The 20,961-nt window shown below is 45.4% G+C and carries 20 protein-coding genes; all 20 read right to left on the bottom strand.

What is annotated here, in order from left to right; translation table 11 throughout:
• Positions 1–11: 11 nt before the first annotated feature.
• Positions 12–1,109, bottom strand: coding sequence for a transcription termination factor NusA (gene nusA / locus AC4E8D_RS11820; RefSeq protein ID WP_062833827.1), 1,098 nt, complete (start codon positions 1,107–1,109; stop codon positions 12–14).
• Positions 1,110–1,232: 123 nt separating this feature from the next.
• A complete protein-coding gene (gene rimP, locus AC4E8D_RS11815) occupies positions 1,233–1,694 on the bottom strand; it encodes a ribosome maturation factor RimP (protein ID WP_047842499.1) in 462 nt (153 codons plus the stop codon).
• Between the two features lie 256 nt (positions 1,695–1,950).
• Entirely contained in the window at positions 1,951–6,270 is a 4,320-nt protein-coding gene (locus AC4E8D_RS11810; protein ID WP_405132038.1) for a PolC-type DNA polymerase III, read from the bottom strand.
• A 152-nt stretch (positions 6,271–6,422) separates the two neighbouring features.
• On the bottom strand, positions 6,423–7,877 hold the full coding sequence (proS, locus tag AC4E8D_RS11805) for a proline--tRNA ligase (protein ID WP_490206252.1): 1,455 nt from the start codon (positions 7,875–7,877) through the stop codon (positions 6,423–6,425).
• Positions 7,878–7,939: 62 nt separating this feature from the next.
• Complete coding sequence (rseP, locus tag AC4E8D_RS11800; protein ID WP_490206251.1) at positions 7,940–9,211, bottom strand: RIP metalloprotease RseP; 1,272 nt, start codon at positions 9,209–9,211, stop codon at positions 7,940–7,942.
• Positions 9,212–9,324: 113 nt separating this feature from the next.
• Positions 9,325–10,464, bottom strand: a complete 1,140-nt coding sequence (locus AC4E8D_RS11795; RefSeq protein ID WP_490206250.1) for a 1-deoxy-D-xylulose-5-phosphate reductoisomerase — start codon at positions 10,462–10,464, stop codon at positions 9,325–9,327.
• A 69-nt stretch (positions 10,465–10,533) separates the two neighbouring features.
• Positions 10,534–11,328 (bottom strand): phosphatidate cytidylyltransferase, encoded by a 795-nt coding sequence (locus tag AC4E8D_RS11790; RefSeq protein ID WP_490206483.1) that lies wholly within the window; start codon positions 11,326–11,328, stop codon positions 10,534–10,536.
• A gap of 16 nt (positions 11,329–11,344) precedes the next feature.
• Positions 11,345–12,112 (bottom strand): undecaprenyl pyrophosphate synthase, encoded by a 768-nt coding sequence (uppS, locus tag AC4E8D_RS11785; protein WP_017689151.1) that lies wholly within the window; start codon positions 12,110–12,112, stop codon positions 11,345–11,347.
• Positions 12,113–12,201: 89 nt separating this feature from the next.
• Positions 12,202–12,756, bottom strand: coding sequence for a ribosome recycling factor (gene frr, locus AC4E8D_RS11780; protein WP_017689152.1), 555 nt, complete (start codon positions 12,754–12,756; stop codon positions 12,202–12,204).
• Positions 12,756–13,484: a UMP kinase gene (gene pyrH / locus AC4E8D_RS11775; protein ID WP_076208883.1), complete on the bottom strand. Its 729-nt coding sequence runs from the start codon at positions 13,482–13,484 to the stop codon at positions 12,756–12,758. The genes frr and pyrH overlap by 1 nt, the downstream gene beginning before the upstream one ends.
• Positions 13,485–13,716: 232 nt before the next feature.
• On the bottom strand, positions 13,717–14,367 hold the full coding sequence (gene tsf / locus AC4E8D_RS11770; RefSeq protein ID WP_036609326.1) for a translation elongation factor Ts: 651 nt from the start codon (positions 14,365–14,367) through the stop codon (positions 13,717–13,719).
• Between the two features lie 115 nt (positions 14,368–14,482).
• On the bottom strand, positions 14,483–15,181 hold the full coding sequence (gene rpsB / locus AC4E8D_RS11765; protein ID WP_017689155.1) for a 30S ribosomal protein S2: 699 nt from the start codon (positions 15,179–15,181) through the stop codon (positions 14,483–14,485).
• Between the two features lie 296 nt (positions 15,182–15,477).
• The gene (locus AC4E8D_RS11760) at positions 15,478–16,104 is read right to left on the bottom strand and encodes a hypothetical protein (RefSeq protein WP_221824165.1); all 627 of its coding nucleotides are present in this window, start codon (positions 16,102–16,104) and stop codon (positions 15,478–15,480) included.
• Positions 16,105–16,107: 3 nt separating this feature from the next.
• Positions 16,108–16,692, bottom strand: coding sequence for a hypothetical protein (locus tag AC4E8D_RS11755; protein WP_221824167.1), 585 nt, complete (start codon positions 16,690–16,692; stop codon positions 16,108–16,110).
• Positions 16,693–16,757: 65 nt separating this feature from the next.
• Positions 16,758–17,072 (bottom strand): hypothetical protein, encoded by a 315-nt coding sequence (locus AC4E8D_RS11750; protein ID WP_076208886.1) that lies wholly within the window; start codon positions 17,070–17,072, stop codon positions 16,758–16,760.
• 52 nt (positions 17,073–17,124) lie between these two features.
• Entirely contained in the window at positions 17,125–18,534 is a 1,410-nt protein-coding gene (locus AC4E8D_RS11745) for a flagellar assembly protein A (RefSeq protein ID WP_221824169.1), read from the bottom strand.
• A 62-nt stretch (positions 18,535–18,596) separates the two neighbouring features.
• Positions 18,597–19,385, bottom strand: coding sequence for a FliA/WhiG family RNA polymerase sigma factor (locus tag AC4E8D_RS11740; RefSeq protein ID WP_339184077.1), 789 nt, complete (start codon positions 19,383–19,385; stop codon positions 18,597–18,599).
• 15 nt (positions 19,386–19,400) lie between these two features.
• Entirely contained in the window at positions 19,401–19,844 is a 444-nt protein-coding gene (locus AC4E8D_RS11735; protein WP_076208888.1) for a hypothetical protein, read from the bottom strand.
• Between the two features lie 4 nt (positions 19,845–19,848).
• The gene (locus AC4E8D_RS11730) at positions 19,849–20,346 is read right to left on the bottom strand and encodes a chemotaxis protein CheD (protein ID WP_017689162.1); all 498 of its coding nucleotides are present in this window, start codon (positions 20,344–20,346) and stop codon (positions 19,849–19,851) included.
• Positions 20,339–20,959, bottom strand: coding sequence for a chemotaxis protein CheC (locus tag AC4E8D_RS11725; protein WP_091034987.1), 621 nt, complete (start codon positions 20,957–20,959; stop codon positions 20,339–20,341). Before AC4E8D_RS11725 ends, AC4E8D_RS11730 begins: the two co-directional genes overlap by 8 nt.
• Between the last annotated feature and the right edge of the window lie 2 nt (positions 20,960–20,961).

Genomic DNA, 20,961 nt, shown 5'->3' with positions numbered 1-20,961 from the left:
CGTACTTTACTTTAGTCGACGGAGACGGAATCCTGATGCATTTCAGAAGAAGAATCTTTTTCTCTGCCGAATTCCTGTTCCGCCTGGCTCTCGCTCTTAATGTCGATTTTCCAGCCGGTTAATTTGGCTGCCAATCTGGCATTTTGGCCTTTGATACCAATTGCGAGCGACAGTTGATAGTCCGGAACGATAACCCGAGCCATCTTTTCTTCCTCAAATACATGAACTTCCAATACTTTGGAAGGACTCAGTGCATTAGCAACATATTCGTCTACCTGATCGGAGAAACGAACGATGTCGATTTTTTCACCGCGCAGCTCACCCACAATGGTCTGCACGCGCATTCCCTTAGGACCTACACAAGATCCAACTGGATCCACTTCCTCGTTGCGGGAATGAACGGCAATCTTGGAGCGGAACCCTGCTTCGCGAGCGACGGAGCGAATTTCAACTACACCGTCAAAGATCTCAGGCACTTCCAGTTCAAAGAGACGTTTCAAGAGGCCCGGATGGGTACGGGACAAAATGATTTGCGGCCCTTTCGTCGTATTCTCGACCTTGGTGATATACGCCTTAATACGGTCACCATGAACAAACTTCTCGTTCGGCATCAATTCGGTCAGCGGTAAAGCCGCTTCGATTTTGCCCAGATCGATGTAGATATTGCGCAAATCCTGACGCTGCACCACTCCCGTAACGATATCTTCTTCCTTATCTACGAAAGCGTTGTAGATCAGGCCGCGTTCGGCTTCACGAATCCGCTGGGTCACTACCTGTTTGGCAGTTTGTGCCGCGATACGTCCGAAATCACGCGGCGTAACTTCAATCTCCGCAATATCTTCCAGCTGGAAGTGTGGGTTGATTTCTCGTGCAGCAGGCAATGAAATTTCGGTACGTGAATCCAGGACTTCTTCCACGATCAATTTACGGGCATACACTCGAATAACTCCCGTATTACGGTTCATGTCAACACGCACATTCTGGGCCGTGTTGAAATTCCGCTTGTAGCTGGAAATTAGTGCAGCCTCGATCGCTTCAAACAGCACATCCTTGCTGATCCCTTTTTCCCGTTCCAATTCATTCATTGCTTCAATAAAATCCATACTCATGAATGTTGATCCCCCTTTCAAACATGGCATCTCATACGTAAAACGGCGAAAGGCTCTGAACTCATGAGCACCTTGCCGTTATCGTGAGATGTGTCTTTTTCATTAATAAAGTGAACAAGGCACTTAAAACAAAATAGCTAGGCGCGCACTGGCAACCTTATCATAAGAAATGGCATGCTGTTTTTTGCCTGCTTCGATCACGAGTTCCTCGTCATCAAAGGAAAGCAGCTTGCCTTCAAATTCCTTCAATCCGTTCACCGGCTCGTAGGTTGTAACAAAAACATTTTTGCCTACAGCTTTGGTAACGTCCTCAGGTTTTTTCAGTGGACGCTCCGCACCGGGAGAAGACACTTCAAGGAAATAGATGGTTGGAATCGGATCGTTCTCATCCAGCTTGGCGCTCAGCTTTTCGCTGATCAAGACGCAATCGTCGATGTCGATGCCACCCTCTTTGTCGACATACACCCGTAAAAACCAGTTGCTGCCTTCTTTGACGTATTCGATGTCAACCAGCTCGAAGCCTTGTTCGTTCAAGTAGGGTTGGATCATTTCTTCCACGGTAGATTTAATGTTCGTTGTGCTCAAAACCAATAACCTCCAACTTAGGTTACACCAGCAAAAAAGCACTGGCAGATTATTCAATACCCAAGATTCTTGTATACCAAAGACTAAAGAGTGGGTTTCCCCACTCTTTAGAAATTCGTACTATCTCGTTCACTTCAAAAATTATAACATAGTCTGGTAATAGTGACAAGTAAGCGATGGTTCTGGCAGTTTACTTACTAATGAAGGAAAAATTACGTTCCCCCAGCAATCGCTATGTTTAGATCCAAATTCAATCCTAGAAAAGAGAAAGCTGATTGCTCTCTGGCAAGCCACGGAAACATCCCATATTGGACAGGAGTTCAACAATGGTCTTACTTGCTTTCGACTTCTGCTGGAAGTCCTCAACCGATAGAAACTCACCATGATCTCTTGCTGCAGCAATGTTGCGAGCAGCATTATCCCCGATTCCTGCCAACGCCGAAAATGGAGGGATTAGTGATTTTCCGTCAACGATGAACTTTGTCGCTTCCGAACGGTATAAGTCAATGGATTTCAGCGAGAATCCGCGTGCTGCCATTTCCAGACCCATTTCCAGAACAGGTAACATGTTTTTCTCTTTTGGAGGTGCCTGGAAACCTAATTGCTCAATTTCCGTAATTTTGCGATAGATCGCGTCATATCCCTGACACATCAGTTCGATATCAATCTCATCTGCCCGAACGGTAAAGTAGGTTGCGTAATATTCAATCGGATGATACAGCTTGAAGAACGCCGTACGTACTGCCGAAATAACATAAGCGGCCGCGTGTGCCTTCGGGAACATGTACTGGATTTTGAGACACGAATCAATGTACCATTGAGGCACTTTACAATTCTTCATCTCGTCAATCCATTCCTGCGGCAGGCCCCGTCCCTTACGAACACTCTCGGTAATCTTAAATGCCAGACTTGCGTCCATTCCCGTTTTATAGATCAGGAATAACATGATATCATCCCGACAACCGATCACCGTCTTAATGTTACACGTTCCGTTCTTAATCAGATCCTGAGCGTTTCCAAGCCATACGCCTGTACCATGGGACAATCCGGAAATCTGCAATAAATCGGCAAAAGACGTCGGCTGGGATTCGACAAGCATCTGACGTACAAACTTCGTTCCCATCTCTGGCACACCAAACGTCGCGACTGGCGACCTAATCTGTTCCGGTGTAACACCCAGAGCGTCGGTTGAGTTAAACATGCTCATGACTTTGGGATCATTCATCGGAATGCTCGTTGGATCGACACCTGTCAAGTCCTGCAACATCCGCATCATAGTTGGATCATCGTGCCCCAGAATATCAAGTTTCAGCAAGTTTTCTTCAAAAGCATGATAATCAAAGTGTGTGGTTTTCCACTCCGCATTAACGTCGTCAGCTGGAAACTGAACAGGTGTAACGTCTTCGACTTCGATATAATCAGGTACCACGACAATACCGCCGGGATGCTGTCCAGTACTCCGTTTCACCCCAGTACAGCCAGAGGCCAAACGATTCAATTCAGCTCCGCGCCATTTCTTGTGATGTTCTTCCTCATACTTCTTGGCAAAACCAAATGCTGTTTTCTCAGCCACGGTACCAATGGTACCCGCACGGAAAACACTCTTCTCACTAAATAGTACTTTCGTATAGTTATGAGCATGAGGCTGATAATCACCAGAGAAGTTCAAGTCAATATCGGGAACTTTATCTCCTTTAAATCCAAGGAAGGTCTCAAACGGAATATCTTGGCCTTCTCCTTTAAGTGTGCCACCACAATCCGGACATTCTTTCTCTGGAAGGTCAAATCCACTTCGAACACTGCCGTCCAGGAACCACTCGCTGTGTTTGCATTCTGAATTCACACAAATATAATGTGCAGGTAGTGGATTAACCTCGGATATACCCAGGAATGTAGCAACAACAGAGGAGCCTACCGATCCCCGTGAACCTACGAGATAACCATCCTGATTCGATTTTTTAACCAAGCGTTCCGAGATCAGATAGTTGGCAGAAAAACCGTATTTAATAATTGGAATGAGCTCTTTCTCTAGTCGTGCCACGATTACTTCTGGTAATTCCTCGCCATAGATGGACTTGGCAGTATTATAACAGGTATTACGGATTTCTTCGTCCGCACCTTCCAGAATCGGAGTAAACAGTTTGTCCGGGAACAGCTTAATTTCCTCAAATCGGTCAGACAACTCCACCGTATTTGTAACAACGACCTCGTATGCTTTCTCTTGACCCAGGAACTGGAACTCTTCCAGCATTTCCTCTGTCGTTCTAAAATGTGCATCCGGTTTACGCTGATCTTTCAGTGGACTAAATCCTGTAATTCCGTGAATGGTGATATCCCGATATAACTTGTCACGTGGTTCCAAATAGTGCACGTTACCTGTGGCTATGACCGGTTTATTCAGTTTTGCACCTATATCGATAACTTTACGGATCGCTGTTTTGATTTCTTCGGGCGTAGCCACCAACCCTTTATCCACCAAATGCATATACATGGTAAGCGGTTGGATCTCCAGTATGTCATAGAACTCAGCGATCTCTTCTGCTTCTTCGAGCGATTTGTTAAGCACCGCTTCGAAAAATTCCCCTTTTTCACAGCCCGAAATAATAACAAGACCTTCACGCAAATTAATCAGTTTCGATTTGGGAATGCACGGTACCCGCTTGAAATGTTCCGTATGAGAGAGAGATACCAGCTTATATAGATTTTTCTTGCCGACATCATTCAATGCATAGATTCCACAATGGAAAGGTCTTGTATTCGACAAGTCGACACCTACATAATCATTCAAGCGATCAAGCCTTGTTAAACCTTTCATCTGAGCAGCATCATTTAATAATCCGATCAGTATACCCGCGAGTGCAACCGTATCATCTATGGCACGGTGATGACTTTCGAGTCCAACCTTATATTTATCCGCCATCGTATTCAGACGGTGGTTCTTATTTTTGGGAAATAACAATCGCGCCAGTTCCAATGTATCAAGGACCGGGTTAGGAAGCTCTGGCAATCCAATTTGCTTCAGGGAAGCCTGGATAAAGCCCATGTCAAAACGTGCATTATGCGCAACAAGCACACCATCACCAGCAAACTGCACAAAGTCACGGATAACAGGCTCCAGCTCAGGTGCGTCTTTTACCATGTCATCATTAATATTGGTCAACTGCTGAATGTTGTAGGGAATGCGTTCATGCGGATTCACAAATGTTGCAAACCGATCGATTTCCTTACCATCTTGCATCTTCACTGCTGCAATCTCAATGATTTTGTTCTGTGTTACCGACAAACCTGTGGTCTCGATATCAAATACGATGTATGTTGCTGTTTGGAGATCCAATGGCTGAGGAGCCATTACAACGGCAACAGAGTCATTCACGACATTGGCCTCAAGGCCGTAGATCATTTTAATCCCATTTTTCTTGGCAGCCTTGGAAGCCTCAGGATATACCTGCACCCCACCATGATCACTGACAGCAATCGCCTTGTGTCCCCACTCCGCTGCCATTTTCACGTATTTGTCGATCGAAGTTACAGCATCCATCGTGCTCATTGTAGAATGCAAATGGAACTCTACCCGTTTCTCTGGTGCATTATCCTTGCGAGACGGCGGTGCTTTGACTTCTATCAGATCTGAAGGGATCATGGCGAGTTCAGGAATCTGCATAAACCGGTCATACTCTACACGGCCACGCACTTTCACCCATTTACCGTTAGCCAGCAAACTGAGAATTTTAACATCCTCTTTTGTTTTGGCAAACATCTTCATTTGCATGGAGTCCGTGAAGTCGGTCAGGTAGAAGGTAAACAACGTATTTCCGTTTCGCAATTCTTTGCGATCCAGACCAAATACAGAACCTTGAAGCGTGACCTTTTTCTCTTCATCCTGGATTTCCTGCATGGGTACTGGTGGCTCCTTAATATCGTAACCCATTTGCAAACGCAGATCACCCTGCTCCTCATCCACCGGGATTTCTGTGTCCACTTCACTCATCATCTTCTCGATGACCTCAAGTTCCTCTACACGTTTTTGGGCCTGGAACTGTTCCATGGCCTCTTTATTACTTCCCACTTCACCCACTTGCATCTTGATGCGAAGAGGTAAATGAAAGTACTTATCATAGAATTTTGTAATAGCCTGATCAATCTGTTTCTTACGAGCCAACTCCATTGACGTTGCATCACTCATTGTCAGTTGTAGAAGATCCTCTTCACATTCAAAGGTTGTCCGGTTCATCCAACCATTTACAGATGGAATCTCACGGGTAACCCACTCCAGAAACAGATTCCAATATTCACTGACGATATCACCATTTTGTACTTGATCCGTGTATTTGAAGCCAAATGAAATTTTGGCAATATGATTCATCTTCTCTTGAATATGCAGGCAAAATGTGCGATAGATTGGAGCGGGTACCAACGTATCCTTCGCAATCAGAATATTCCATTCCCGATTACTTCGATTGGTCTCTACTTGTTCAATCCATCCATCCAAAAAATAGGGCTCTAACAGGCCAGCCGGGAGCTCTGCCTGTTTCATCAACAACTCAAACCGTTTTCTCTTCTCCTCGAATCCGCTCATCGTGTTCCTCCTTGTACCCCCTTAAAGCATGAAAAGCCCCTGCATTCAAAAATGTCACCGATCCGAACTCGCACCGACTCATTTTATCCGACAGAAGCTCTCCATTCATTACTTAAACGGTGAATAAGTGCTTTTAGTCAAGAAATCCTGACTTAGTATGCTCTTGCAAACACAACCGTGTGTTCTGCCTGTTCACCACAAGCCAGGCACGTATGCTTTTCTTCCGCAGGCTTGAACGGAATGTTCCGGCTTGTTGCGCCTGTGACTTCTCTTACTTTATCTTCGCAAGCTTCTGAACCGCACCATCCAGCCAGTGTAAACCCGCGTTTATTTTCCATCAGTTCTTTCATCTCATCGAGTGTATCCACGGAGTAGAAGTTATCCGACATAAATGTGCGAGCACGCTCTAACATATCTACTTGGATCTGTGTAAGCATAGCCTGGATCTCTTCTACCAGGTTCGCTTGTTCTACCACTTTCTTCTCACCTGTGATCCGTGATACGAGTACACAAACGCCATTTTCCATATCACGTGGACCAATCTCCAGACGAATCGGAACACCGCGCATCTCGTATTCATTGAACTTCCAACCTGGGCGAACATCGCTGCGATCATCCATTTTCACACGAACTCCAGCTTTTTTCAACTCAGTGAACAACTCATCTGCACGCCCAACAACAGCATCACGCGTTTTCGGAGGTCCAATTGGAATCATGACCACTTGTGTTGGTGCCACTTTAGGAGGAAGTACGAGACCACGGTCATCTCCGTGAACCATAATTAATGCACCGATCAAACGTGTGCTTACTCCCCATGAAGTAGTGTAAGCCAGCTCCAGCACATTATTGCGGCTAAGATACTGGATTTCAAATGCCTTTGCAAAGTTCGTCCCCATATAGTGAGATGTACCTGCTTGTACAGCACGTCCATCCTTCATCATGGCTTCGATCGAGTACGTATCCACCGCACCCGCAAACTTCTCGGACTTGGTTTTCTGACCCACAATTACAGGAATAGCCAAGTATTCCTCAACCACTTCACGATAAATCTCAAGCATTTTCATCGTTTCTTCACGTGCTTCTTCTTCCGTCTCATGCGCTGTATGACCTTCCTGCCACAGGAACTCACTTGTGCGAAGGAACGGCAACGTTCTTTTTTCCCAACGAACTACGTTAGCCCACTGGTTGATCAGTACCGGAAGATCCCGATAAGACTGAATCCACTTGGAATACATGTGACCGATAATCGTTTCGGATGTAGGACGGATTGCCAGACGTTCTTCCAGCTTCTCTCCGCCAGCTTCCGTAACCCATGGTAATTCAGGGTTAAAACCTTCCACGTGCTCTTTTTCCTTTTGAAAGAAGCTCTCAGGAATGAACATCGGGAAGTACGCATTGCGATGGCCCGTTTCACGGAAACGACGATCCAACTCATCCTTAATATGTTCCCAGATTTCAAAACCGTCTGGTTTGAACACAATACAACCGCGTACGGGTGCATAGTCCATGAGATCAGCTTTTTTGATAACATCAATGTACCAGCGTGAGAAATCCTCACCCTGTGGTGTGATTTCAGTCACGAACTGTTTATCATTTTCCTTTGACATAAGACTCCAGCGTCCTCCCATAACGACTATCTCTGAATGTCCAGAGCGTAGTCCAACCGTAATTATCCGTTAATTAAACGTAATATATCATTGTAAGTTACTGCCAGCATCAACACAAACAACATCGCAAACCCGATAAAATGCACCATGCCTTCGCGATTGGGATCAACAGGTCTGCCGCGCAGCGCTTCAATTCCCAAAAATACCAGACGGCTGCCGTCCAGTGCAGGTATTGGTAGCAAGTTAAATATCCCAAGATATAGACTCAAAATCGCTGCCCATCTCGTTAACTGCTCAATCCCTTGTTTAGCAATTTGCCCTGTCACTTCAAATGTACGAACTGGGCCACCAATATCATCCATGTTGAATTGGTTGATCAGATGTTTGAAACCTTCAAATATTATTTTGGTTGTATCAACCATGGCCACGCCTGAGACTTTAAATGTCTCTACAAATCCAACAGATCGGGTTGGTAGCGTAGGTACGATTCCCACTTTACCGCCCTCTTGTCCTTCTACAGCACGTGGAGTAATCGTTATATTAAACGTATCCGAACCCCGGCGCAGCGTCCATTCCATCGGCTTGTCTTTAGAATCGGCAATCATCGACACCATTTTTTGTGAATCCGTACCAATTGCAGTACCATTGATGGTTTCGATAATATCGCCCTTTTGCAGGTTTGCCTGATCGGCTGCCCCACCTTCAAGCACTTCACCAATTTGAAGATTTTTTGGATTTCCCACCGGAACTCCTGCCATCTGCGCATATACAGCAAACAACACAAAGGCCAAGATAAAGTTCATGAGTGGGCCCGCAAAAATAGCTAATGCACGCTGTCCAACAGTTTTGCTGCCGAATTGACGATCTTTCGGTGCAATCTGCGTTTGTTTACCACGACTTACCAACATTGCTTGAGGATGAATACGATACGCCTGAATCTCACCATCTACATCCAGTTGAAGCTTCAGGGCGTTCTCCATATCAATGGAGATGACTTCACCACGTATTACATTTTTACGGTTATCCAGCTGGTCCAGATAGATCATCTTCACCTGGTCATCCGCTGATCTTACCGCAATGGTCTGTCCTTCCTGGATCTCTACCAGTTCCGGATCTTCCCCTGCCATCCGTGCATATCCACCAAAAGGCAACAAACGCAATGTAAACTGGGTCTCGTTTCTTTTATATGAGAACAATTTGGGACCAAAACCGATCGCAAACTCCCGTACAAGAATACCGGCGCGTTTGGCAAAATAATAATGCCCCCATTCATGAACCGTCACGATGACAAAGAACATGAGCACCGTTAGAAATACCACTTGTATGGTTTCCAATCCCTATCCATCCTCCTTCACGGCACATACCGCAGTCTGTCCCTCTAGATTATCATTATTCTCTGATGCCGCACAAGAGAATCACTTCTTCCAATTTGTTATGAAAAAAGAGATTACAGACTGGCCGCAAACTTACGGCTCTCCTGATCACAACGCGCGATCTCATGCAGATCAGGCTCGTCCACATTGTGGTGTGCTTCCAGCACAGAAGCAATAATATCTTCTATTTTAAGGAATGAAATCTCTTTACGCAAGAAACGGGCTACAGCAACCTCGTTGGCTGCATTAAACGCCGTTGTTGCGGTTCCTCCCATTTTACCACACTCATATGCCATTCTTAAACACGGGAACCGTTCCATATCCATCTCACGGAAATGTAATTTTCCAGCTTGAGCAAGAGACAGACGCTGTGCTGGTGATGGCAAGCGGTCAGGGTAAGTCAGTGCATATTGAATGGGAACTCGCATATCCGGATTCCCCAGTTGTGCGATGATGCTGGTGTCATCAAATTCCACATAGGAATGAATAACACTCTCTGGGTGAAGCAATACATTAATCTGATCATATCGAAGACCAAATAACCAATGTGCTTCAATGACCTCGAGACCCTTGTTAACCATCGTTGCCGAGTCTATCGTAATTTTGGACCCCATTGACCAATTCGGATGTTTAAGCGCATCCTCAATAGTCACGCTCTTCAACTGTTCACGTGTAAGATCCCGGAATGATCCGCCTGATGCGGTGAGCGTAATGCCTGCCAAGCGTTCTCTGTTTTCACCATTCAAGCATTGGTATATCGCAGAGTGCTCACTATCGATGGGTAGCAAAGAGATTCCTTTGGCAGCCGCTCTTGTAGTAACAATATGCCCCGCCGTAACCAATGTCTCCTTGTTGGCCAGCCCGATCTGTTTGCCTGCGTCTATGGCAGCAAGCGTTGACTCCAATCCAACACTCCCCACCACCGCTGTAACAACCGTATGCGCATCGGTTCCTGCCGCAACTTCTACGAGTCCCTCAGTGCCATAAAACAGTTGCGTTCCTGCCGGCAAATGTGGAGCTACCTTCTCCGCCAATTCTTTGGACCCCACCGATACTTTCTTCGGCCGGTAACGTTTGGTTTGTTCGATCAGCAGGTCTGTATTGCCTCCGGCAGCCAGTCCCTCCACTTGAAAGAGTTCTGGATGCATGTCAACTACATCCAGTGTCTGGGTTCCAATGGAACCGGTTGACCCGAGAATCGCAATTTTTTTCATGCTGCACCTCATCTTTAATTATCAATGCCTACAACGAACAATGCTGTTATCTCAGACTCATGTTCTTCTTTAGTAGGGCAATAGCATTAGTATATGTACGAATGGAAAAACAACAATCCAGCTGTCGCACCGATCAAGAATGCCTCCATGCCCTGGGAGAAGACTGCCTGAATCCTTGATATTATATACACGTTTGTATGCAGACTGGATCAAGTCACCCATCTGACCTACAACTGCACAGGCAATTCCGATCACAATCGCTCTCTGCCAGGAAAGCAAACCATCTGATACTAATGCAAAAATAACAGAAGTAACAATTGCAATCAAGATGCCACCCAGTGCACCCTCCACGGTTTTGTTTGGACTGATGGAAGGCCACAGTTTGTTTTTACCAATTAGTTTCCCTACAAAATAAGCTCCTGCATCACTGGCCCATATGGAGCCCAGCAACAGGAACGTCCAGAACAATCCATGATGCAGATGTCTGGATTCTGCAATGTAATAGAAACCGATCCCTATATACAACACGCCGAGGAAAAGCATCGCCACTGTATTCACGGGAAGCTTATTTTTGGTGACAACCGAAGCTGTCATCAGCACAAGCATTACTATCCAGATGACCTGAAATAAGGATAACGGTCTTGCCTCCCAAAGCATTTCCCAAGGAAACACAATGGCAAAAACACCAGCATATCCAATCAGGGCCACACCTGAAAAAGGCATCACCCCGGTCATTTTAACAAATTCATAATAACCGATGAGAGCCATAAGCAGTACCAAACCATGGTACCAGGGTCCGCCCAGCATGCAAAAACCTAAAAACAACACACCTGCTATGATTCCTGTCGTTAATCGCTGTTTCAACGGCTTCATCCTCCATCTATTTCAAACCGCCGTAACGCCTTGTTCTGCGCTGATATTCGGCTACTGCTTCAAGCAAATGCTTTTTGCCAAATTCGGGCCAGTATATATCCGTAAACCATAATTCACTATATGCAAGCTGCCAGAGCATAAAGTTGCTTAATCTCAACTCTCCGCTCGTCCGGATCAGCAGATCCGGATCGGGCATGTCAACCGTCAGCATATGTCTATCAATGAGTTCTGGTGTTATGTCCTCTGCCGATAGTTCCCCCGATTTCACCTGCAGAGCGATCTGTTTAACACAATCCGTCATTTCACGACGACTTCCATAGTTCATTGCAAAGTTCAAAACGAGACCTGTATTATGTTCCGTAAGACGAATGGCTTCCCGCAAGGCATTAATGGTATGAGAAGGTAAATGTTCCTCTTGACCCATCATGCGAATGCGCACATTTTTTTCTATAAGTTCATCCAGCTCTATGGCTAGAAATTCTTGCGGAAGTCGCATCAGAAAATCCACTTCTTCTTTTGGACGCGTCCAGTTTTCTGTCGAAAAAGCGTACATCGTCAGATATTTGATGCCCAGTTCATCCGCCGCGATGGTCGCACGTTTGACCGCCTTCATGCCATTTTGGTGCCCGGCTATACGCGGGAGTCCCAAACGTTTGGCCCATCGTCCATTGCCGTCCATGATGATGGCGACGTGCTGCGGGATATTGTCCTCGGATATAGTCAGCGTTTCCTGCTTGTCAGCCCCATTCCACCACGACCGAACCCGTTTGATCATTCCTGTTCCTCCAAAATCCCTGAAGTTTCTTTATCTGAAGCTTGGAAAAAGAGACAAAACCCCACCGTATTGGAGGGGCTGCGCTTGTCTTACACTTCCATGATTTCTTTTTCTTTGGCAGCGAGTACCTTATCGACTTCAGCAATAAACTTGTCGGTCGATTTTTGGATATCGTCCTGATGTCTCCGGGATTCATCCTCGGAAATATCTGACTTTTCCATTTTCTTGATGTCATCATTCGCGTCACGGCGAATGTTACGAATCGCTACTTTACCTTCTTCACCGAACTTTTTCGTCAGCTTAACAAGTTCCGCTCTACGTTCTTCCGTCAATGCCGGAATAGACAAACGGATCATGCTACCATCATTGGCTGGAGTAAGACCCAGATCCGATTTCATGATGGCACGCTCGATGTCACCCATGGAGGATTTGTCCCAAGGCTGAATCATCAGGGTACGGGAATCCGGAGTACTGATATTAGCGAGTTGATTCAATGGCGTCATTGCCCCATAATACTCTACCTGAATTCGGTCCAGAAGAGCTGGAGTTGCACGGCCTGCACGCAAAGTAGCCAAGTCACGACGCAATGCTTGAATTGCTTTTTCCATACGCTCTTCGGCATGTTGTTTAACCGCTTGTGGCATTAATCTACACTCCCTTTAACGATTGTTCCGATACGTTCGCCCAGAACAACACGTTTGATGTTACCTTGTTCCGTAATGGCAAATACGATCAACGGGATGTTGTTGTCCTTACAAAGCGAGGATGCCGTCGAATCCATTACACCAAGGTCTTTGTTAAGAATATCCATGTAGGTCAACTGATCAAATTTCACAGCTGTACTGTCCTTAAACGGATCTGCTGAGTATACACCATCAACTTTATTTTTGGCCATCAAGATAACTTCTGCTTCAATCTCCGCTGCGCGCAGTGCTGCTGTTGTATCCGTGGAAAAGAACGGGTTACCTGTACCTGCTGCAAAAATAACGACCCGGCCTTTCTCCAGATGGCGAATAGCTCTACGACGAATATAAGGCTCTGCAATCTGTTGCATTGCAATAGATGTCTGTACACGCGTAGGCACTTCAATCTGTTCCAAAGCATCCTGCAGTGCCAGCGAGTTCATCACTGTCGCCAGCATACCCATATAATCGGCAGTTGCACGATCGATGCCTTTTTCGCTACCGGCAATTCCACGCCAGATGTTTCCGCCGCCACATACAATAGCAACCTGTACACCAAGTGCAACAACCTCTTTTACCTGTTGGGCAATCGACGAGATCGTATCTGCATCAATACCGTAGCCGTTTTGACCGGAAAGAGACTCTCCGCTGACCTTTAAGACTACACGTTTAAATACTGGCTGTTCCAATTATTCACCCTCCACTTTGAATTGAACACGCTTGGTGTTCAACCAACAAAACTTCTCGCGCATGGCCTCCTGCTTAAAAAGAAAGGAACACAGTTGTGTTCCGCTCTTTTAGGAAAAACGTTTAACCGGTAAGGCACTGTTTTCCTGAGATATAAGGGAGTTTACGCTTCGAAGTTTCATCATTCTTATATCTTCGAAAATCAATTTTGCTCGCCGGTTTATAGAAACCGTCTTATTTGTTTACTTGGGACATTACTTCTTCTACGAAGTTGTCTACTTTTTTCTCAAGACCTTCACCCAGTTCGTAACGAACGAAACGACGGATGGAGATGTTTTCACCAATTTGGCTGATTTTTTCGTTCAACAATTGAGAGATCGTTTTGTCTGGATCTTTTACGAAAGTTTGTTCCAGCAGGCAGTACTCTTCGTAGTATTTACCGATACGGCCTTCAACCATTTTTTCAATGATTTTCTCTGGTTTGCCTTCGTTAAGAGCTTGAGCTTTCAGGATTTCTTTTTCTTTTTCCAGCTCATCTGCAGGAACTTCTTCGCGTGTAACGAATTTAGGATTAGCTGCAGCGATTTGCATAGCTACATCTTTAACGAAATCCTTAAATTGATCCGTTTTACCAACGAAGTCAGTTTCACAGTTAACTTCAACCAAGACACCAATGCGTCCACCAGCGTGGATGTAAGATTCTACAACGCCTTCAGTGGCTGCACGGCCTGCTTTGCTTGCTGCTGCAGAGAGACCTTTCTCACGCAACAATTCAGCTGCTTTTGTTACATCACCATTTGCTTCTTCCAGTGCTTTTTTACAATCGAGCATACCAGCGCCCGTTCTTTCGCGAAGTTCTTTTACCGCACTCGCATTAACTGCCATTATAAATTCCCTCCAACATTAAGTATTGTACGTACACTCTAAAAAAAGGGCAGTGAGAGGTTATCCACCTGCCAACCACCCTTTTCATTTAGTTTATAACATATGTTCGAATCTATTAAGCGGAAGTTTCTTCGCCTTGGTTAGCTTCGATTACTGCGTCAGCCATTTTACCTGTCAGCAATTTAACAGCGCGGATCGCGTCGTCATTACCTGGGATAACATAATCGATCTCGTCCGGATCGCAGTTAGTATCAACGATACCTACAATTGGGATACCCAATTTGCGAGCTTCCGCAACAGCGATACGCTCTTTGCGTGGATCGATGATGAACAGGGCGCTTGGCAGGCCTTTCATATTTTTAATACCGCCCAAGAATTTCTCCAGACGATCTTTTTCTTTGCGAAGCAAGATAACTTCTTTTTTAGGCAATACAGCGAATGTACCGTCTTCTTCCCAAGCTTCCAACTGTTTCAAACGATCAATACGTTTTTGAATTGTTTGGAAGTTAGTCAGGGTACCGCCAAGCCAGCGTTGGTTAATGTAGAATTGACCAGCACGTTCAGCTTCTTCTTTAACGGAATCTTGAGCTTGTTTCTTAGTACCCACGAAAAGAATTTTACCATTCTCTCCTGCGATTCCTTTAACGAAGTTGTAAGCCTCTTCGACTTTCTTCACCGTCTTTTGCAAGTCGATGATATAAATTCCGTTTCTTTCAGTGAAGATATAACGATCCATTTTTGGGTTCCAACGACGAGTCTGGTGACCGAAGTGTACCCCAGCTTCGAGAAGCTGCTTCATGGAGATTACTGCCATCTTCACACACCTCCTAATATGGTTTTTATTGTGTCCTCCGCCGGCATCATTTTTCGCCAAGACTCTCCATAAGGAAAGCACCCTCAACAAAATTAGCACATGCGTGTGTTTTAACACCGTTATCTAATATAGCATAATTGACTGTCCGATGCAACAGTCTTTAAAGCTAAAATCTACTTTTCGTTTTTTGCTAGTATCGAATCATTTTAAACTTGATATGTAACTCAGGCGCTAATTATTATCAAGCTTTGAAAATGCACCGTTTAATACGCAAAAACCGTCCTGTCCGAGCATGCTCAGTTTGACGGTTCTTTCGTAATTTTTGCGATAATGGATTTGAAACTTTCGCCTTTTTCAAGCGCATAGGTACCCACTTGGATTTTCGTATTGATTCGCTCAGCTTTGCCAGCCTTGATGAACGCTTGAGCATCATCTACGATTCCCGCGGTTTTTAGGTTTGCTGCAACGATCGCCAGACTATTGCCTGAGCGTACCTTGAATGATACTGTTGCGCCTTTCGGATTGCTCGGCGTTACAGGTTCTGTTGTCTTCGGCTCAGTTATCTCTTTTTGCCCTTCACCTTCACTTGCAGCAGGCTCTTGTGGCTTCTCAGGCTCTGCGGGTGTTTCCGTAGAGGTTACTGTCTCCGGCGGTGTTGCTGTTTCCCCTTGCAACTCACTGCTTTCTTGCTTTTTCTTCTCTACCCACTCAGCTTCTGTGAACAATCCCTCTTCAGAACCAACCACCTTCATATCCAGGCTTTTTGCGACTGTTTCAAGCTGTTCTTTGGTCATATTGGCGGTCTGCTCAGGGTCCAGATTACTATCCGATAATGCATTTTGTCCAACTGTGGCCAGTTGTAGCAAAACCGCACCAATAATCAAGCCGCTCCCTATACCAATCCATAAGGATCGCTTGTCCATGACTTAGCTTTCCTCCCGTTCTGCCAGTTGCAGTATTAACTGTACCTCACCACGCTGAATGCCTGTCTGCTTGGATATGGCATCCATCGACTTACCCTCAGCATGTAGATTAAAGAGTTCTGCATATCGATCTTTAATCGACTCACTCCCAGGCAAAGATTCGACTTCACTGGTCTGTTCGTCTGCTTCTAACGCCTGCTGGGCCGCCTCTGCTTGTACACTTTTCACGAGCGCTTGTGCTTGCAAACCTTCGGAAGATGGTACGGATACATTACCGGAGTGTGGAACAGGTGCAGCGACAGGTTCGTTCTTTTTGCTCTGTTCCAGCTGATCCAACCGCTGCTGTAATTCCTGAAGTTGCAATTGCATACGTTGATCGGCTGCTGTCGCTTCTCCCTTCATTTCAGCTACACGTTGAATAAGAGCATCATTATCATTTTCGATCTCGGTCATGTAGTGTTCAAGCGTAGATTCCATCTCCTGCACCAGTTGATGCCCAGGCTCTTGCGCCTTGTTTTTCCGAGGCATAATACAAGCATAGGCGATGGCGCAGGCCCCTAATATGACAATAATGATCCATGGTGACAAATTGGGTTCTCTCCTTCTGATTCAACCATCGGTGCGCAAGATTCCATATCCATAACAACCATTTATTATAAAGACAGATCTATGTGTTTTCCCTTGTACGGGTGCTCTGCAGGTTTGACAGTTTCTTGAGCCTGAGCAGACTCCTGTCCATCGGAACCACTCTGCTGATCCCCATCATGGTTATGACCATCACGCACCGAAGTCTGTGAAGTTTCGTCCATTGCTTCACTTCGTTGCCTTGCTTCATTTGCTTCTTTCGATGTTTGCTCTGCCAAAAGATTCTGATCCGTAATCGGTCGCTGCTGGGCTTCACTTTGATAACGTCCCGCTTCACTTGTTCGTGGTACCGCAATCTGCAACTCCACTGCTTTGAAACTCATACGCTCACCTCACGGTTTCGAATGGATTTCTTCCTGTGCCTGAATGCTGTACTTAAACGTATGGAACCATCGTAATATCACCATCGTGATAATAAAATGAAATTCGACTCACTGGATCTTTAATAAATTTCGTGTATCTGCCGATAACTATTTTAGAGCCTCCATAAATCATCTTCAGAATATCAACACGAGCCTTACTTGTATCTTCAAGTGCCTTTTCAATTTCAAAGATACGCGTTTTCGTTTCTTCACTTATACGAAGAGCAGATTTCTGCGTAGCATTCAGCTTGATTCGCATCGACATCTTATCTGGAGTGAGTTGTCCAGCGGCAGCTAATTGATCCAGCAATGTCAAAGCTTTCTTCGTTTTATCCAAGGAATCCATCTGCTCTCTGACTTCCTTGCGCAAATCATTGAGTTCGTTACGTAGCTTTGGTAGCACACCAACTTCAATGGAAGTGACCGTGGACATGCTGTTGCCCACAACACGCGCTGAGACGTTCTGACCAGCCTGGATCGAGCCACCAACGATAAGACCTTTGGTGCCCGCACAGATGACACCATGGCCAGCACGAATATTGGAATGCATAATACTTTGGGAAACCAGAACATCTTCACCGGCATCTACGTTACCTTCTTGAATGAAAGTACATTTAACATTATGGCCTGCTTGTACCAGTCCTTTGTTATAACCAATAATACCACCGGTAATTTCGATTGAGCCGCCTGCTTCCAGTTCAGCTCCTTCGACACCTCCGACAACACGAATGTCACCTGCTGCTTTTACTTTAAATCCGGTAAGTACATTGCCTCGTATGACAACTGTGCCTACAAAGTCAATATTACCGTTATTGTAGTCAACGTCACCATTGACTTCATAGACCGGAAACACATTCAGTTTGTTACCGTCCGTTTTGGTAACCAGCCCATCCAGTGCAGCATACATCGCAGAACCATCCGGGTTAATCACAACGTTTTTCCCAACTTTAAACCGAGCTTCTTTTCCCGGACGATAAGGAATTTCCTCACCTGTTACTGCCCTGCCTGGTATGCCATCGCTAGGAGCGATCCGCTCTGCAATGATCTGACCACTACGGACATTGTTTAACCGGGTCACTTCTTTGTAATCGACGGTTCCATCTTCCGATTCCAATGGTCGTCGTTCATTCGTATCGTCCATCCCAACCAGGACCTTGATGAAGCCATCTGTTCCTTGAATGGGAGCGACACCCTCTGCAATCTTATATTTATCTTTCAAATAGGTTTCAGGGTTGCTCACAAAAAGTAATAATGCCTCTCGCGATACACCTTGTTTGATGCCCTTGTTCGCCACAAATTGTTCAAGTTCATCGATCGTGCAGGCAAAGCCTTCTTCCTCTTTGGAAAATTCAAGGTAGGCTGTGCATTTGTCGTCCGATAAAACAATGTTTAAACATTGTTCCAAAGCAGTCCGCTGTGTCACTGCAATTCTTCCCCCTTTTAGACTTTCCACTCCCCAAACTCCAATGATATTACTTCTCTCTATTAATCTTTACGCATCAACAAATCTTTCTGTTTGTCCAACGTGCCGCGTAATCGTAATATTGCCTTGGAATGTAACTGGGATATACGAGACGGAGAAAGAGACATAACCTCAGCAATTTCACTAAGAGAAAGATCTTCGTAATACAAGAGTGAAACAACCGTTCTCTCTTTTACCGTCAACTTGTCAAGCCCTTGCACCAAAGCTTCCTTCAAATAAAACTCATTCACTTTATAATCCGGGTTTTTGGCTTTCTCATCCACCATCAAAGACAGACGAGTCTCAGACTCTTCCTCACGAATTGGGTCCTCCAGCGAGCAAAGTGACATGACTGCCACTTCCTGAAGCATATGTTGAAAATCTTTAGTGGACACGTCCAGGTACTCGCTCATTTCCTCATCACTAACAGACCTCAGATAACTTTGTTCCAGCTGTTGGTAGGCGTCTTCAATTCGCTTGGCCTTCTCACGCACAGAACGCGGAACCCAATCTCCTTGACGCAGACCGTCAAGAATGGCTCCGCGGACCCTCCATGATGCATAAGTTTCAAATTGCAGACCACGTTCATAGTCGAACTTCTCCAATGCATCAATTAACCCCATAACGCCATTGCTCTCCAAGTCATCCTTGGGAACATTTTTGGGTAAACCAACAGCCAGTCGACCGGATACATAATTTACAATATGAAGATACTTTTCAATCAACGTTTTCTTGGCATCAAGATCTCCATGTTCTTTCCACTTTTCCCACAGATCAGAATGGTTCAAATGTGAAGCTTTACGCTCGTTCAATTGCTTTCACCCTCCTTATTTGTCTGTCAGGTGACGAACGGCCTGCGCCAATTCCTCCGGATCCTTGGTCCGGACAAGTTTAGGCGGATCCAAAGGGGCGAATCCCGTTGGAGCTTTCGTCTCAGATGGCGGAAGATCGTCCCCAGATGAAGCGTTCTGTCCACTCTTGAGCAAATCATTCAGCTCTTGTCCATCGTCTTCGATTTTAATGTCCACCTGTGAACCTCTTTGATCTTGAGCATTTGGTGAATCATAACCATACCCATTTCCCTCGATCTGAGGGTTCAGCAGCAATCCCAATCCCCAGCGTAAACCATATGCAAGGACAAACCAGGCTACGAATCCGATCAATCCGCGAATTAAACTGGTCATCAGCACATTGCTGCTGTATGCTACAAAAAAAGTAAGAATAAACCCAACGATGCCTGCTCCAAGATTAATGCGGTAGTTTCCTATCATAGTCTTATAATTCCTTTACACCCATTTGTACACTTCGAATAGTCAAAAGTCCAGTTTCACAGTCCATCTCAATCGTTCGTCCATAATTCCCACCCGTATCTTCTGCTAGAAGAGGGATATTGAGTTTTTGAAGCCACTCTCGACAAGAATCTGCATTCCTTGGTCCAATGCGCATTGTATCTCCTGCGCCAGCAAAGGCAAACATCTGAGAGCCCCCGGCCATTTTAGACACAATACGTGAGTGAGAAGCGCCTAGTTTTATCATCTTTTCCAAAAGCTCAGGCAACGCCGTATCCGCATATTTCGCAGTGTTCAGTTTCCCTTCACGGGCGATCTCTGAAGTAGGAAGCATGACATGCGCCATTCCAGCCAGCTTCAAATGTGGGTCATACATTGTTAATCCCACACACGAGCCCAAGCCCGTCGTACGGATTACACCAGGAAGATGAGCGATGTTTAAATCCGCCATACCGACTTTAACGACGCTTTTGTCCTCAATCATGGCTCAGTGGCACCCCTAGCGATTCAAATATCTTTGCAAAGGATGGTGGATCCGGAATGAGGAAAAACTGACCCTCAACTTGATCTTCACCTTCAAAGAAAGATGTGTCAATCAACAATGCAGCGTCACCCATCTCGCCAAATTGCAGCAAGCCATAACTTAGAATGGCACCCGCCATGTCGATGGCAAGTCCAGGAACAGTTGGATACATAGACAACTTCGTGAAATCTGCCAAAGAAGAAAGATAGGATCCAGCCAAAATATTTCCAATTTCGGAAAGCGCTGATTGTTCCATATCTGTAAAAGCGAGTCCTTCTTTTAGATCAAACCCGGCAAGTCTATTCAACAACATTTTAGCAGCCTCTGGTGTCATCATAAAGAAAAGATTTCCCGGTGCTTCGCCTTCTACACGAAGAAACACGGTAACCACGATGCGTTCATCTCCGCCCACTTTTTCGGCAACTTCTTCAAAAGGGAGCATTTGTACTGTAGGTACACCCATGTCAATCGGTCTGTTGAGGAGTTGAGACAACGCCGTTGCGGCGTTGCCTGCTCCAATGTTACCGACCTCTTTGAGCACATCCATCTGGAATACCTCAAATCGGTTGAACATCT

Source organism: Paenibacillus sp. SRL342 (genome assembly GCF_984798905.1).
Note: the sequence above shows the minus strand (reverse complement) of the source record. Positions and strands in the feature narration are given on the sequence as shown.

Bases quoted from the DNA above. Each gene is read 5' to 3' on its own strand.
- nusA (WP_062833827.1), bottom strand. From the start codon at position 1,109: ATGAGTATGGATTTTATTGAAGCAATGAATGAATTGGAACGGGAAAAA.
- AC4E8D_RS11810 (WP_405132038.1), bottom strand. From the start codon at position 6,270: ATGAGCGGATTCGAGGAGAAGAGAAAACGGTTTGAGTTGTTGATGAAA.
- proS (WP_490206252.1), bottom strand. From the start codon at position 7,877: ATGTCAAAGGAAAATGATAAACAGTTCGTGACTGAAATCACACCACAG.
- AC4E8D_RS11795 (WP_490206250.1), bottom strand. From the start codon at position 10,464: ATGAAAAAAATTGCGATTCTCGGGTCAACCGGTTCCATTGGAACCCAG.
- uppS (WP_017689151.1), bottom strand. From the start codon at position 12,112: ATGATCAAACGGGTTCGGTCGTGGTGGAATGGGGCTGACAAGCAGGAA.
- frr (WP_017689152.1), bottom strand. From the start codon at position 12,756: ATGCCACAAGCGGTTAAACAACATGCCGAAGAGCGTATGGAAAAAGCA.
- tsf (WP_036609326.1), bottom strand. From the start codon at position 14,367: ATGGCAGTTAATGCGAGTGCGGTAAAAGAACTTCGCGAAAGAACGGGC.
- rpsB (WP_017689155.1), bottom strand. From the start codon at position 15,181: ATGGCAGTAATCTCCATGAAGCAGCTTCTCGAAGCTGGGGTACACTTC.
- AC4E8D_RS11760 (WP_221824165.1), bottom strand. From the start codon at position 16,104: ATGGACAAGCGATCCTTATGGATTGGTATAGGGAGCGGCTTGATTATT.
- AC4E8D_RS11750 (WP_076208886.1), bottom strand. From the start codon at position 17,072: ATGAGTTTCAAAGCAGTGGAGTTGCAGATTGCGGTACCACGAACAAGT.
- AC4E8D_RS11735 (WP_076208888.1), bottom strand. From the start codon at position 19,844: ATGATAGGAAACTACCGCATTAATCTTGGAGCAGGCATCGTTGGGTTT.
- AC4E8D_RS11730 (WP_017689162.1), bottom strand. From the start codon at position 20,346: ATGATTGAGGACAAAAGCGTCGTTAAAGTCGGTATGGCGGATTTAAAC.
- AC4E8D_RS11725 (WP_091034987.1), bottom strand. From the start codon at position 20,959: ATGTTCAACCGATTTGAGGTATTCCAGATGGATGTGCTCAAAGAGGTC.